Source organism: Streptomyces sp. NPDC053048 (genome assembly GCF_044547045.1).
Taxonomy (GTDB): domain Bacteria; phylum Actinomycetota; class Actinomycetes; order Streptomycetales; family Streptomycetaceae; genus Streptomyces.
Map to the genome: position 1 here is coordinate 99,351 of NZ_JBITZS010000001.1, position 13,967 is coordinate 113,317.

General features: G+C 74.2%; 11 protein-coding genes and 1 tRNA gene. 3 read left to right on the forward strand and 9 right to left on the reverse strand.

Translation table 11 applies throughout. From position 1 onward, the window contains the following. The first annotated feature begins 281 nt into the window (after window positions 1-281). Complete coding sequence (locus ACIG36_RS00510) at window positions 282-1,382, forward strand: LLM class flavin-dependent oxidoreductase (RefSeq protein WP_399919636.1); 1,101 nt, start codon at window positions 282-284, stop codon at window positions 1,380-1,382. Window positions 1,383-1,575: 193 nt separating this feature from the next. Here the strand turns inward: ACIG36_RS00510 and ACIG36_RS00515 are convergent, their stop codons facing one another. After that, the gene (locus ACIG36_RS00515) at window positions 1,576-3,336 is read right to left on the reverse strand and encodes a putative bifunctional diguanylate cyclase/phosphodiesterase (RefSeq protein WP_399919638.1); all 1,761 of its coding nucleotides are present in this window, start codon (window positions 3,334-3,336) and stop codon (window positions 1,576-1,578) included. 429 nt (window positions 3,337-3,765) lie between these two features. Here ACIG36_RS00515 and ACIG36_RS00520 point away from each other — a divergent pair, with 429 nt between their 5' ends. After that, window positions 3,766-5,001 (forward strand): M6 family metalloprotease domain-containing protein, encoded by a 1,236-nt coding sequence (locus tag ACIG36_RS00520; RefSeq protein ID WP_399919640.1) that lies wholly within the window; start codon window positions 3,766-3,768, stop codon window positions 4,999-5,001. 70 nt (window positions 5,002-5,071) lie between these two features. On the opposite strand, the gene ACIG36_RS00525 is transcribed toward ACIG36_RS00520, so the two are convergent. From ACIG36_RS00525 to ACIG36_RS00555, 7 genes are all read right to left on the reverse strand, one after another. Beyond that, window positions 5,072-5,145: transfer RNA gene (locus ACIG36_RS00525), tRNA-Lys, on the reverse strand. Window positions 5,146-5,201: 56 nt separating this feature from the next. Beyond that, window positions 5,202-5,777, reverse strand: a complete 576-nt coding sequence (locus ACIG36_RS00530) for a bifunctional DNA primase/polymerase (RefSeq protein ID WP_399919642.1) — start codon at window positions 5,775-5,777, stop codon at window positions 5,202-5,204. A 134-nt stretch (window positions 5,778-5,911) separates the two neighbouring features. Beyond that, window positions 5,912-6,277, reverse strand: a complete 366-nt coding sequence (locus ACIG36_RS00535) for a hypothetical protein (RefSeq protein ID WP_399919644.1) — start codon at window positions 6,275-6,277, stop codon at window positions 5,912-5,914. A 133-nt stretch (window positions 6,278-6,410) separates the two neighbouring features. Then, window positions 6,411-7,751 carry an AAA domain-containing protein gene (locus ACIG36_RS00540; protein WP_399922087.1) on the reverse strand — a complete coding sequence of 447 codons (1,341 nt, stop codon included), beginning with the start codon at window positions 7,749-7,751 and terminating at the stop codon, window positions 6,411-6,413. 8 nt (window positions 7,752-7,759) lie between these two features. Further along, window positions 7,760-9,352, reverse strand: coding sequence for a hypothetical protein (locus ACIG36_RS00545; protein WP_399919646.1), 1,593 nt, complete (start codon window positions 9,350-9,352; stop codon window positions 7,760-7,762). 22 nt (window positions 9,353-9,374) lie between these two features. Further along, entirely contained in the window at window positions 9,375-10,580 is a 1,206-nt protein-coding gene (locus tag ACIG36_RS00550) for a hypothetical protein (RefSeq protein ID WP_399919648.1), read from the reverse strand. Then, window positions 10,501-11,490 carry a phosphatase PAP2 family protein gene (locus ACIG36_RS00555; protein WP_399919650.1) on the reverse strand — a complete coding sequence of 330 codons (990 nt, stop codon included), beginning with the start codon at window positions 11,488-11,490 and terminating at the stop codon, window positions 10,501-10,503. Before ACIG36_RS00555 ends, ACIG36_RS00550 begins: the two co-directional genes overlap by 80 nt. A 246-nt stretch (window positions 11,491-11,736) precedes the next feature. Here ACIG36_RS00555 and ACIG36_RS00560 point away from each other — a divergent pair, with 246 nt between their 5' ends. Then, the gene (locus ACIG36_RS00560; RefSeq protein WP_399919652.1) at window positions 11,737-12,330 is read left to right on the forward strand and encodes a histidine phosphatase family protein; all 594 of its coding nucleotides are present in this window, start codon (window positions 11,737-11,739) and stop codon (window positions 12,328-12,330) included. Between the two features lie 67 nt (window positions 12,331-12,397). Here ACIG36_RS00560 and ACIG36_RS00565 read toward each other — a convergent pair whose 3' ends face one another. Beyond that, window positions 12,398-13,810, reverse strand: coding sequence for a tetratricopeptide repeat protein (locus ACIG36_RS00565; protein ID WP_399919654.1), 1,413 nt, complete (start codon window positions 13,808-13,810; stop codon window positions 12,398-12,400). Between the last annotated feature and the right edge of the window lie 157 nt (window positions 13,811-13,967).

Genomic DNA, 13,967 nt, shown 5'->3' on the forward strand with positions numbered 1-13,967 from the left:
CTAGCGATTTCCTTCGGGTCTACCGGTCCCCACGATAAGGGTGAAACCAGGGCCCGCGAGAGGGTGTTGAACAGAATGAACGGGGTGCTCGTACCTCTGTGCAGGGGCTTACGACCTTGGCATATGCCTCTGTCTTGGGCCTGACTCTCGAGTCGCGGCCGGCCCGCCGCCGACCTGCCGCCGACCCGCCGCCGGAATAATCGGAGAGATGCTCCGGTTATCGCCGGTCAGGGTGCGCGTGCGCCCGGGACGGTTCTTGTTCGATCAGGGAGGCGGGCCACGTGGCCGACGTGCGGGACGACGACATCATCCGGGCGAAACCCCTCGGCAGTGCCCCGGTGGCCCTGTCCGTGCTGGACCTGGCGACCGTGGGCGAGGGCCGCACGGCCCGGCAGGCGCTCGGCACCACCGTCGAGCTCGCGCGCCTCGCCGAGCGGCGCGGCTACCACCGCTTCTGGGTCGCCGAGCACCACTCGATGCCCGGAGTCGCCAGCTCCTCGCCGGCCGTGATCCTGGCCCACGTCGCCGCCCACACCGAGCGCATCCGCCTGGGCTCGGGCGGAGTGATGCTGCCCAACCACGCGCCCCTGGTGATCGCCGAGCAGTTCGGCACGCTCGAGGCCCTGGCGCCCCGCCGCATCGACCTCGGCCTCGGCCGCGCGCCCGGCACGGACGGCGCGACCGCCGCCGCGCTGCGCCGCCAGGACCGGATGCCCCGCGGCGCCGACGACTTCCCGGAGCAGCTGTCCGAGCTCACCCGCTTCCTGGACGACGACTTCCCCGAGGCTCACCCCTACGCGCGCATCCACGCCGTCCCCGGCCCGGTCCAGGGCCGGGTGCCCGGCGGGGTGCAGCGGGCCGACCGGCCCTCGATATGGCTGCTGGGCTCCTCCGGCTTCAGCGCCCGGCTCGCCGGGCTGCTCGGCCTGCCGTTCTCCTTCGCCCACCACTTCTCGGCGGCCAACACGATTCCGGCGCTCGAGCTCTACCGCGAGTCCTTCCGGCCCTCGGACGTCCTCGACCGCCCGTACGCCAAGATCGGCGTCCAGGCGCTCGCGGCGGAGGACCCCAAGGAGGCCCGCCGGCAGGTCCTCACGGGCGCCCTGGCCATGCTGCGGATGCGCACCGGGCGTCCGGGGTTGATCCCCACGCCGCAGGAGGCGGAGTCCCACGCCCTCGGTCTGGCTGAGCAGGAGTTCGTCGCCGACTGGCTGTCCAACGTCGTCTTCGGCACTCCGGACGAGGTCCGCGAGGGGCTGACCGCGCTGGCGAAGCGGACGGGCGTGGACGAGCTGATGATCACCGCCAATACGCACGGGCCGGAGCAGCGGCTGCGCAGCTACGAACTGATAGCGGACGCCTACGGGCTCCCGGGCGCGTAGGGGCGCACCTCGGCGCGAAGGGCGCACCCTGGGCGCGTCGACCGTACGCGCGCGCCGGGCGGGCCGGATTGCAGCCGGTCCGCCCGCAGGGCGAGCGCAGGGGCGTACGTACGGCCCGGCCTAGGGCCGTCCTGCCCGCAGCCGTCCCGCCCGCAGCCGTCCCGCCCGCAGCCGCCCCGCCTACTGCCGCGCGCTACGGCCGTACGCCCGTGCTCAGCAGGGCCGAGATCCGGTCCGCGGGCACGGGCCGGGAGTAGAACCAGCCCTGCCCCGTGTCGCAGCCGATCCTGCCCAGCCGCTCGGCCTGTTCCGCGCTCTCCACGCACTCCGCCGTGACCGTCAGGCCGAGCCGGTGGGCGAGTTGGACGAGTGCCTCGACGATCGTCTCGTCGGCCGGGTTGGGGTGCTCCTCGGCGCGGAAGCCGTGGACGAAGGAGCCGTCGAGCTTGAGGGTGGAGACGGGCAGCCGGCTGAGGTAGGCGAGGTTGGAGTAGCCGGTGCCGAAGTCGTCGATGGCGATGGCGACGCCCATGTCGCTCAGCGCCTGGAGCTGCTGCAGCGGGCGGCCCGCCGAGCCCATCACGGCCGATTCGGTGAGCTCCAGCTGCAGCAGGTGCGGCGGCAGTCCGGTCTCGGCGAGGATCGCCGCCACGTCGGCCACCAGGTCGGAGTCCCACACCTGACGCACCGCCACATTGACGCTCACCAGGATGGGTTCGGCGGGATGGGCCAGCTGCCAGCGCCGCGCCTGGCGGCAGGCGGTCGCCAGCACCCAGCGCCCGAGCGGCACGATGGCGCCCGTCTCCTCCGCCAGGCCGATGAAGCGGTTCGGCGCGAGCGTCCCGAACTGCGGGTGGTGCCAGCGCACCAGCGCCTCGACGCCCCGTACGACGCCGTCGCCGAGCCCGACCAGCGGCTGGTACTGCAGGACGAACTCCTCCCGTTCCACCGCGGGCCGCAGCGTGCTGGAGAGGGCCTGCCGGGTCATCCGGTGCGCGTTGCGCTCGGGGTCGAAGAGCGTCCAGCGGGCCTTGCCGTCGGCCTTCGCCCAGTAGAGCGTGGTGTCCGCGGCCTGCATCAGCTCGGTGGCGTGCGTCCCGGCCACCGGGCGCTCGACGACGCCGATGCTCGCCGAGACCGCCAGCCGCTGCCCGGCCACCTCGAACGGCCGGGAGAGCTTGTCCTGGACGGCCGCGGCGAGATCGACCAGCTGCTCGGTGCCCGCCGACTCCTCGACCAGCAGCGCGAACTCGTCGCCGCCGAGCCGGGCCACCAGGTGGCCGCCCGGGGCGGCGCACTCGGTCAGCCGTCTGGCCACCGCGCCCAGCAGCCGGTCGCCGGCCCGGTGGCCCAGGGTGTCGTTGATGGCCTTGAAGCCGTCCAGGTCGAGGTAGCACAGCCCGATGCGGCCGGTGCCGCCCCGGGAGACGGCTGCGGTGGCCAGCGCGGCGGCCAGGCGTTCGAAGAACAGGCTGCGGTTGGGCAGCCGGGTGACCGGGTCGTGCATGCGCAGGTGCCGCAGTCTCGCCCGCAGGTCCCGCCGGTCGGAGACGTCGGCCACCGACAGCAGCGCGTCGCGGGTCTCCGGCAGCGGGGTGACGGTCACCTCGGCCCACAGGCCCTGCCCGCCCGGCTGCCGGAGCCTGCGGGTGCAGTGCAGCCGGTCGCGGCGGCCCAGCAGGACTTCCCGGTAGGCGCTCCAGGTGCGGGAGTCCTCGCGCAGGCCGGTGAACTCGGCGGCGGGGGAGTCCTGGAGCCGGGCGGGGTCGGTGCCCAGCAGTGCGCCGAGCGCGTCATTGGCGGTGCGTACGAGGCCGTCGCGGCCGACGACGGCCATACCGAGGTGCGCGGCTCGGAAGGCGGCGCGGAATTCATTCGAAGTGACGTGACGTTGCGTGACGACTGGCGGCGTCGTACCGGGCGAGCCGCCCTGGCCGTCGAGTGTTCCGCTCAACGTTCGCTCCCGCGTGGCATTCGTTCCGCACGGATCCCGTGCGGGTCTTCATGAGTCTCGTACGCGTGGTGGAAAAGACGGCAAATGGCCGCCTGTAGGGGGATTCCGTGCTGGAAGTGTGGCGAGCATAGAGCCCGCGCAGGGACCGTTCCAGCGGCCCGGCCGCGAGGGGTGGGGCCACCGGCGTGGGTCCGACCGTTTCTGCGCGTCCATGCACATCCGTGCGCGATCACGTCTGAAGTCGCATGGCGCTTCTTTTCGACTGCTTCCTCGATTGACCGTCCGTGACTGAGTGTGATGTACCCAGAAGTCGGCTTAGTCACTCGACTGGGGTAGTGAAACGGGGCATAACACCGCAAATAACAAGAGGGTGGGTGAGGTCTCCCGATTCCGTCCCCGGAGGTCGACGTGGTGCGTCCGCTGACACCCATGGGAGTGGACCGGCCGCGGCCCTGCCGCGCGGAGCGGTCCCGGCTGCAGCGCGCGGGTGCCGTGCTGACCAGCCTCTGCGCGATCGCCACCAGCCTCGCCGCCGCCCCGGCGCACGCGGCGGGGCCCGGCGGCCCCTGCGCGCTGCCGCGCAGCCAGGCCCACCATTCCGAGGGCGTCGACTCCTGGAACCCGGACTACCCGCGACCCGTCGGGCGGCTCGACGCGGTCATGGTCTTCCTGTCCTTCCCGGACTCCAAGCCCTCCGTCACCCCCGACCGGCTCGCCGCCGATCACTTCCCCGCCACCTCCCGCTTCTTCGAGCGGGCGTCCTACGGGCGGTTCGCGCTGCGCGCCCACCCCGTGAAGCGGTGGTTCCGGATGCCCCGGCCGTCCGGCGAGTACCACATACAGCGCGACTGGGACGGCCAGCAGCGCGCCGCCTATCTGCGGGACGCCATCGCCGCCGTGGACAAGCACGTGAACTTCCGGCGCTACAGCCTCGTCTACCTCGTCGCCGATCCCGACGCCCCCGGCGTCGACTCCGACGCGACCAAGGTCGTCAACCTCGAGGAGCCCATCTCCGTCGACGGCACCGAGCTGCGCCGCGTCGTCACCGTCTTCGAGCACCACCCACCGGACCGCAACGTCCTCGCCCATGAGACCGGGCACGTCCTGGACCTGCCCGACCTCTACCACCGGCCGACCGACGGCAAGGGCGACTGGGACACCCATGTCGGCGACTGGGACCTCATGGGCAGCCAGTTCGGGCTCGCCTCGGATCCCTTCGGGTGGCACAAGTGGAAGCTCGGCTGGATCGGCCCCCGGCAGGTCGACTGCGTCAGCCGCTCCGGCAGCTCCCTGCACACCCTCCAGCCGCTGGAGGCCCCGATGCGTCCGGGCGCGGACGGCCGCACCCGCATGGTGGTCGCCCGCACCGGCGCGGCCAGCGCCATCGTCGTCGAGGCGCGGGGCGCGTCCGGCAACGACAGCACCACCTGCACGGAGGGCGTGCTGGTCTACCGGGTGCGCAGCGACACCGCCTCGGGCGGCGGGCCGGTGCAGGTGCTGGACGGCCATCCCGGCACGCACGCGTGCTGGGGCGAGTCCGTCTATCCGCCGCTGGCGGACGCGCCACTGGTCACCGGGGAATCGCTGACCGTGGACGGGGTACGGGTGGCGGTGGAGCGGCACACGCTGGGCGGGTCGTGGAAGGTGCGGGTGAGCCGGCGGTGACCGCCGGCGGCCTGCGGTGTGGGCATACGACGAAGGCCCTCACCGTGAGGTGTGGGCCTTCGACTGTCTGTGCGCCGCCAGGGACTCGAACCCCGGACCCGCTGATTAAGAGTCAGCTGCTCTAACCAACTGAGCTAGCGGCGCCTGCTGACGTGGAAGACTTTAGCACCCCGATCCGGTGGAAAGAAAATCCGTATGTTTCAGCCCGCCGGAAACGTGGGTACAGCGGCCCCCCGGGCGGCCCGTACACAGGCCCACAGCAGTACGTCCGCCGCCGGGAGCCAGGGCTGCCGGGTCTCGGGGGCGACCAGCCAGCGGCTGGCCGGCGGGGCCGGCTCGAGATCCTGGGGCGGCGGGCACAGCGGGGGGACGGTCACGGCGTCACCCGTGCCGTAGCAGAGCAGCGGCGGGGGTGCCGGGCGGCCGCTGCCGCCCCACTCCTCCCAGGCCAGCAGCGCGGGCAGCCGCTGGGCTGTGCCGGGCGCCGCGAACAGCAGCAGCCTGCCGCGCTGCGCCGCCACCGGGCCGGAGCCGGGCCCGGCCGGCGACCACAGGCGGTCGAGCATCCGGCGGCCGAACAGCATCGGGGCGTCGATCACGTCGAACGCCGTGCCGCACGGCAGTATCACCGTGGCCTGGGCGCTGTCGGCCCACAGGGCGTGGACGCTGCGGGGGAAGCGGCTCGCCGAGGCCAGCCAGTCGGCCCCTGCGAGGGGGACGCGGACGGCGGCGGGCCGGTGGCGGACGGGACGCGGATCGTGCGGCCAGGAGCTCATGGCCCTATGGTCGGCGGCCCGGCGGGGTCCGCCCGCGGGAGTCCGGGAAACCGGGACAGGGCGGCGGGGGGTGCGCTACCTTGTGCGCCGCATATGCCAACGGCCCATGATCGGGGACCATGGGCCGTGCCGGTTCAGTCCAGGGCGCTGCTGCCGCGCAGCAGCTCCTGGCCGAATTCGACCATCTTCCGGGTGTAGTCCTCGCTCCACTCGGCCCGCGCGGCGATCACCGCCGTCGGCAGTCTGTCGAAGCGCCGGGGATCGGCGAGCTGAGCCGCCGCCACCGCCTGGAACTCCGTCGCCCGGTCCGCTGCCGCGCGGAACGCCAGGGCCAGCTCGGTGGAGCGGGCCAGCAGCTCACGCGGATCCTCGATCGACTCGAGATCGAAGAAGTGCTCGGGGTCGGCGAGGGCCTCGGGTGGCTCGAAGAGCAGCTGCGCGGGCTTCAGGCGGCGCGGAGCACTGTCCTGCGCGCCGGGAGCCTGCTTCGGCTCGCACATGTACATACCTCCAGAATCGTCTGCACCGTCATCCATTGTCCTGCGGCGCGCAAGTGCGCCCCCGGGCCCACGACCGCCCACCGCGTGTCGCGGCCGGTCAGCGGGCGCCGGCGACCTGGGGCCGTGTGGCCGGTCACGGCTGCCACGCCACCCGGTGCTCGGCCAGGTGGGCGAGCACGGTGTGGTTGGCCTCCCAGCCGTCCGGGAACTTCACCGTCACGCCCAGCTGCACCGGATCCGTCGACGGGTGGTCGTCCAGCAGCCGGTCGACGCCCGCCCGGCAGACCACCACGCACGCGTGGCGGTGCCGCGAGGCCAGGACGCACAGGCGGCCCGTCTCCAGGTGGAACGCCGTCGCGTCCGGGCGCCCCGACAGCGGGTGCAGCACCACCGTCACGTCGAACTCACGGCCCTGCAGCCGGTTGGCCGTATCGACCGTGACCCCGGAGACACCCAGCCCGGCCAGGGCCGTGCGCACGGCCGCCGCCTGGTCGCGGTGCGCCGTACCGACCGCGATCCGCTCGGCCGTGAGCGGGACCGGATCGGGCGCGGTCTCGCCCGTCACGGCCCCGCCGCGGTCCAGCAGGCGGCGCACGACCAGCGCGACCGCGCCCACGGCCTCCGGGTCCGTCCGCGGCGTGTGGCGCGCGGGCAGCTCCAGCAGCCCCCACCCCGACTCGGCCGCCTCGTCCAGCACCCGGTCGGGGCCCGAGCCGTCCGAACGCACCCCGAAGGCCAGCCGCCGCTCGCCGTGGCCGGTGCCACTGCGGAAGGGCGTGTACGGATAGAAGGCGTCCGAGACCAGCGGCGCGGCCGACGCGGGCAGCCGCCAGGAGACCGGCAGCCGGTGCTGCGGAAGCCCCGGATTGTGGGCGAGCAGCGTGCTGACGGCGCTCGCCGACGGGTCGTACGACAGTCCCGCCCACTGCTCGGCGCCCACCACGCTGAACGGGTCGAGCTGGCCGGGGTCGCCGACGAACAGCGCCCGCTCGAACAGCCCCGCCACGGCCAGCAGTGCGTCCGAGCGCATCTGGTACGCCTCGTCGACGATCGCGTGCCCCCACGGCTCGGCGACCTTGGTGTGCGCCCACTTCGCGGCCGTGGAGACCACGACGTCCAGCCCGGCGAGGTCGGCCGCCTTCGCCGAGGTGACGACGGAGCCGAGGGCGTCGAGCGCCGGGTCGTACGGGTGCTGTTCGCTGCTGTGCAGGCGGCCCACCGGCAGCTCGGGGTCCTGCTTGGCCAGGCGCAGGACGAGGTCGTCGACCTGGGCGTTGGTCTGCGCGACGATCATCAGCGGGCGGCCCGCGCCGGCCAGCTCCCGGGCCGCCCGCACCACCAGCGTCGACTTGCCGGCGCCCGGCGGGGAGTCCACGACGACGCCGCGGTGCGGGCCGTGCAGGGTGTCCCGCAGGATCGCGTCCGTGGCCGCGGTGGCCTCCCGCGCGGGGTCGAAGGCGCGTCCGCGCGCCATGCGTACGGTCACAGCAGGTCCTCCGCGGTCACCGGGTCGGGGGCCTCGGCCACGGCGGCCGCCGGCGGGCCGCCGTGGGTCCAGGGCGTCTGCTCGGGCTCGGGCAGCTCCGGGCCGCCCCTGGGCGCGTGCTCGAAGAGCGTCCAGCACACCCGCTCGCCCGGCTCCGGCACGGAACCGGCGTCGGGCACCTTGCCGCGACCCATGCCACCGGTCAGCCGCACCGTCAGGATGCCGTCCTCCGGCACGTACGAGACGAACTCCGCCGGCTGCGACCTGCCGTCCGGCAGCGCGCGGTGCAGCTTCACGCCGTCGGCGACGTGCGGAGCGTCCGCCGTGCGCACCGCCACCAGCGGCCGCGGCCGCGGAACCTTGGCTTCCGAGTACTCCATCACCACGTCGGCGACCTCACCGGCGAAGGCCTCGCCGGCCAGCCGCCGCCCGGCCATCACCAGCGGATCGTCCAGCGCCTCGTGCGCGTCCAGCTGCGCCTGCGCCGTCTCGCGGGCGGCGAGCTTGCGGGCCGCCGTCACCGCGTCGTCGCGCCGCGGCTGCGGGGGCTCGCCGGCGCGGACGCGGTCACGGTGCGCGGTGTACGACCAGCGGTCGCGCTTCCAGCGCTCGCCGACCCGGGCGCCCTCGGGCAGGGCCCGCAGCAGGTCGATCCCGTGCCAGACGGCATCCCAGGTGGGCCGCAGCTGCGCCGCCAGCAGCGCGCGGACCGCCTCCTCGGCCGCGGCCAGCTCCGCCTGGGCCGCCGCGAACCGGTGCACCGGCGCCCGCAGGACGTCCGCGCGGGCCCGGTCGTAGCGGTCGACCGCCGGGGCGAGCAGCTTGTTGTCGAAGACCGGGTCCGTCGCGGGACCGGCGGGCGGATGGACCAGCAGGCCCTCCCGGTCGCGCGCCAGCTCCGCCCGCAGCGCCGCCTGCGCGCCGGACGTCCCGCGAGGAGGGTCGATCCAGGCCAGCAGGGCGCCCAGATGCTGGTCCTCCAGGGCGCTCTGGCCCGTGGCCCAGTGACGGCCCAGCGTCTGCGTCATCGCCAGCAGCAGCGACGAACCGGGCACGCGGGCCCGCTCCCCGAAGTACGTCAGCCAACGGCCCAGTAGAGGGACGCGCGGCGGAGCGGGATGCGGCGTCTCCGGGTCCTGCTCGGCCGTGCGGCGGAACCGCATGGAACGGCCGAGCAGGCGCACGTACTCCACGCCCGCCGGGCTCGGCACCACCAACTGCGGCGCGTCCGCGCACAGCTCCACCTCGACCGGCACCTTCCGGCCGGTCTCCGGATCGGTCTCCTTGCGCGACTCCAGCTCGACGGCGTCGGCGTACGCCTCGATGTGCGGCAGCATCGCCTCGGCCAGCTCCGCCAGGAACGCGAACCGCAGATCACGGTCGCGCGGCTGCGCCACGACCAGCAGCCGGGGCGCGTCCCGGTCCGTCCCCACCATCGCGCCGAGCGGCGCTCCGGCCTCACCGGCGGTGGTCAGCGGTACGAACACCAGCGGCCGCTCGGCGAGGTGCCGGTGGCGCACGGTGGCCAGCGGCCGTGCCCGTCCCTCCCGCACGGCCTCGAGCCGCGCGAGCGTGCTGATCAGCGACATGCGGCGGCCCTCCCCGGAGCGGTCACAGCGCGGCCCCCGCCGTCGCCGGCAGGGCGGACGCCATGGCCTCCGCCCGGAGCACCGCCGCGCGGCGCAGGGCGGCGACCGTGGGGTCGTCCGGGTCGCCGGCCGCGCCGGACGCCGCCGAGAGGACCGCCTCAACCGTGGTCAGCCCGCCGAGCTCGGCGCGCAGGCCGCGGCCCAGGGCCTGCACCGCGTCCGCAGCCCGGGACCGGGCCCGGCAGTGGAAGGCCAGCTCGCAGGCCGCCAGGCACTCCGGCGCGTAGGCGGCGGCGACCGCGTCGACGGCGGCGGCGAGCTCCCCGGCGGGCCGGGTGGGCGTGCGGCCGTCGTCGGCCAGGCACAGGTCGAAGCTCGTGCCCTCCGGCAGGGCGTCGGCGATGTCGGCCACGCCCGTCAGCCGGTCCAGCTGCCGGCGCGTCGTGGCCAGTTGCTTGCGGAGGTCGACCAGGGCGGCGTCCGGCAGGTTGGAGAAGTCCTTCGGGCAGACCAGCAGCGCGCGGTGACGGACCGCTGCACCCGCGCCGGTGCGCTCGGCGACGGACTCCAGCGCCAGCGCGTAGACCGCCGCCTGGCGAGCGGCCGCGCCCACCTTCGCGGCGTCGGCCGAGCCGTCGACCATGGCGAAGGACTTGATCTCCACGACCGTCCAGTCGCCGTCGGGGTGGACGACGACGGCGTCCGGCTCCAGGTACGCGGGCGTGCCCGCCACCGTCAGGGCCAGCATGGGGTGGTCCAGCAGCGCCCACCGCCCGGCGGCCGTGGCCTCGCGCAGGGCCAGAGCGGTACGGGCGGTGCGCCCCTCGGGACCGGAGGCCGACAGGTCGGGCGTGTCGACGGCTTCGGGGCCGGACGGCGGGGCCGAGCCGTCGGCGAGCCGCTCGCACAGCAGGCGGATCAGCTCCGTGCCGCCGTCGGCCTTGACGCGTGCCTCGAAGGAATGGCCGCGGACGAACGCGAACTGGGACTGCCCGAACGTGGCCGGTGTGCCGAGGGCCCGCGCCAGGGCGGCCTTGTCGACCCCGGCGCCGTCGAGCAGGGCCCGGCGATGACAGCCGGGGTTCGCGGCCAGCGCCGCGAGCGCGCGGGCATCCAGCGGCAGGGGCGCGACGGCCGGGCCGCGCAGCTCAGCGAGCCGCTGTCGCAGCGCCGTCGGTGCGGCTGTCTCCGGCCTCGCCCCGGGCCGGCTGACGGGGGATCTGGTCACTGGCGTCCGCCTCGCGAAGTCTCTCCGGCGCCGCCGGACGGCCGTCTCCGGCCGGGGAGCCGGCGGCGGTCGTCCGGACAAGCGCTGTACCCGCCGAAGTCTCGCACCCGCCACTGACAATCGCGGGCGTCCCGGCGGTTTCCGTGGCGCGGGCGCCGGTGAGACGGACGCGGATCCGGTCGGCGAGCCGCATCGCGGGGCGGGCCAGCAGGAAGCCCGCGCCCATCACGGCGGCGCCGGCGACGGCGTCCAGGAAGTAGTGGTTGGCGGTGCCCATCACCACGAGGGTGATGGCGAGCGCATAGCCGATTCCCGCGATCTTCGCCCAGGCGGCGCGGCTGTGGCGCCAGAGCACGACCCCGCACCACAGGGCCCAGCCGACGTGCAGGCTCGGCATGGCGGCGTACTGGTTGGTGAGCCCGCCCAGGCCGCGCGGGGCGCTGGCCTCGCCGCCCCACCAGCCGTACGCGGAGTACTGGTGCATGGTGTCGACGAAGCCGTACGTGGCGTCGAGGAGCCGCGGCGGGCAGGTGGGCAGCAGGGAGAACCCGATGAGGCCGATGAGGGTGGAGACCATCAGCCAGGTGCGCATCCGGCGGTAGTGGTCGGGGCGGCGCTTGAAGAGCCAGACCAGGAGCGCGGGGGTGAGGAGGTAGTGCAGGGAGGCGTACGCGAAGTCCGCCGGTATGCCGATCGCGGGATATTCGGTGAATATCCGGTTGAGCGGGTGCTCGAAGTTTATTCGGAACGTTTTTTCAAGATCGAGGATGGCCAGGCCGTGATCCACGGCCGACTGCACATCCCCCCGGACCAGCAGTCGGCCCGCCGAGTACAGCCCGTACACCACGGCTATCAGTGGCAGTTCGGTCCACCAGCGCGGCCGCTTCCCCAGTGGTGCGGTGCGGTACATCCGGACGGCTCTCCATTTGATCAGCGGCCAACAAGCGCGTTTTGCAACCGTACGGTGTACGCCGCGGGGCACGCACACCGCCCCGCGACTTCCCTGGAACCCCCGAGGTGGCGGCAGGAGAGACGCTGTGGCTGGCCAGAGGGTTGCCTGAGAGTGAAGTGAGTGATGATGGGGGCTGGACGGGACCGGCGGCATGGCCGGAACTGTCGCGAAAGTCACCGAAATCTTGTCGAAGGGGCCCTCGCCATGGCACCGCGCATCCTGCTGGCCCGGCACGGACAGACGGAGTGGTCGCTGTCCGGGAAGCACACCGGCCGCACGGACATCCCGCTCCTCGACGAGGGACGGCGCGGCGCCAAGCTGCTCGGCGAGCGGCTGCACCGGGCGCCGTGGAACGCGCTGCCGGACGTGGAGGTCCGCACCAGCCCGCTGGCGCGCGCCAAGGAGACCTGCGAGCTGGCCGGCTTCGGAGACCGGGCCACCGACTGGGACGCCCTGATGGAGTGGGACTACGGTGCGTACGAGGGCATGACCCCCGACGAGATCAAGGCGGGCCGCCCCGACTGGCTCATCTGGCGCGACGGCGTCCCCGAGGGCGAGACGCGCGCAGAGGTCGCGGCGCGGGCGGACGAGGTCGTGGAGTGGGCCCGCTCGGCCGACCGCGACGTCCTGGTCTTCGCCCACGGCCACATCCTGCGCACGATCGTCGCCCGCTGGCTGGGCGAGGACATCTTCTTCGGCTCCCGCATCCGGCTCGACCCGACGTCCCTGTCCGTCCTGGGCTGGGCCTACGGGGCGCCGGCGCTGGTGCGCCTGAACGACACGGGCCACCTCGGCTGACGCCCGGAACACCGGCCGCGGGCCCTGCCGTGAACGGCCGGTCCGAGCGGCCGGTTCTAGACGGCTTCTAGACGGCGCGTACGGCGGGCTCGTGGCGGGCCAGGAAGGCCGACACCTCCGGGTCGGCGGCGTGGCGCCGCAGCAGGCGGGCCGTGGCGGTGAGCATCGTGCGGACGCGGGAGGACTGGACCTCCTCGAGGAGGTCCAGCGCCCGGGAAGCGGCGGCCGCCGCCGCGTCGGGACTGCCGGCACGGGCCAGGTCGCCCGCCAGCTGGGCGGTGTAGAGGGCGATGTTCCGGGCGAAGTGCGGGTCCTGCAGGTCCACCGCACGCTCCGCGTGCTCCGCCGCGCGCCGCCAGTCGCCGAGGGCGGACCGGCACTGGGCCTCCAGCCCCTCCAGCTCGGCCTCGCCGAAGAAGGTCATCCACTCCGGGTCCGACCCGGCCGGCCCCCGTCCGAAGAGCGTGCGCGCCCGCAGCAGCGCCTCCTCGCACGCCGCGCGGTCCCCCAGCCGCGCCCAGCCGCCCGCCTCCCGCAGTGTCAGCAGGGACATCAGCCGTGCCGAGCCCAGCCGTCGGCCCGCCCGCTGGGCCGCCTGCGCGGCACGCACCGCCTCGCGGGGCCGTCCTGCATCCCGCGCGAGGAAAGCGGTGTTACAGAAAGCATGAGCCTCCAGCGCGGGATCACCCGCCACCCGTGCCGTCGCCAGCGCCTCGGCGTAGTGCGAGCGGGCGTCGGAGAAGCGGCCCGAGTCATGGGCCAGCCAGCCGACCGAGATCGCGAGCTCGCCCGCGCCCGCGTGCAGCCGGTCGGCCACCGACTGCCGCCGCGTCTGCGCGTCGAGCAGTTCGTACGCCGCCTTGAGCGGCCGCGCGGCGCGCCGGTAGAGGCCGTCCGCGCCGTGCCGGTCGTCGAGCAGCCGGATCTGCCGCACCGCGTTCTCCACGGCGCGCGCCTCGGGCTCGCCCGCGCGGCGCCTCGTGCGGGCACCCGGGGCGGCGGCGCCCAGCGAGGCGGCGGCCACCACGGCCGTGCCCGAGGTCATGAACGCGCGACGCAACACGTCGCTCTCCTTGTGGCCGTCGTTGCTGTCGTCAGTGCCGTCCGGTCTCCTGCCCGAGCCGCTCCTCCTCGGTGGGGAGGTACGGCTTTCGGCCGGGCTCTCGGATTGTCCGGGCGGCGCGGAACCCTTTTTGCGCGCCCCCCGTCCACGCACCGTTTCGCGCGGGGCGAAGCCCATGTCCGCCGGTTCCCGGCCGGGGAACATATGGCGGAACACCCGCTCGTAGGCGTAGTTGGGGCAGCGGATCTCTCCCGACTCGACGCGCCCGACATAGCGCGCGTCACAGGAGACGTGCTCGCCGATCTCGCGGCCCGCCCGTCGCACCGCCGCCGCGAACTCCCCAGGTGAGCGCTGTCCGCGCAGCTCCCGGAAGGCGGTGTTGGGGCGCGGTGACGAGGATGCGTGCGGCGACGCCATGGCCGGTCCCTCTCCCTGGCGAGCCGCCCCTGGGCAACCCGCGGGGCGGGCGGCTGTGCTGCCGTGTGGCGTGATGACCGTACCGGCTGTGGCGAGGCCACTACATCCGGTTTGGCTACAAAACGGATATCCCACCTGTCATCCGCCATGAACTGCC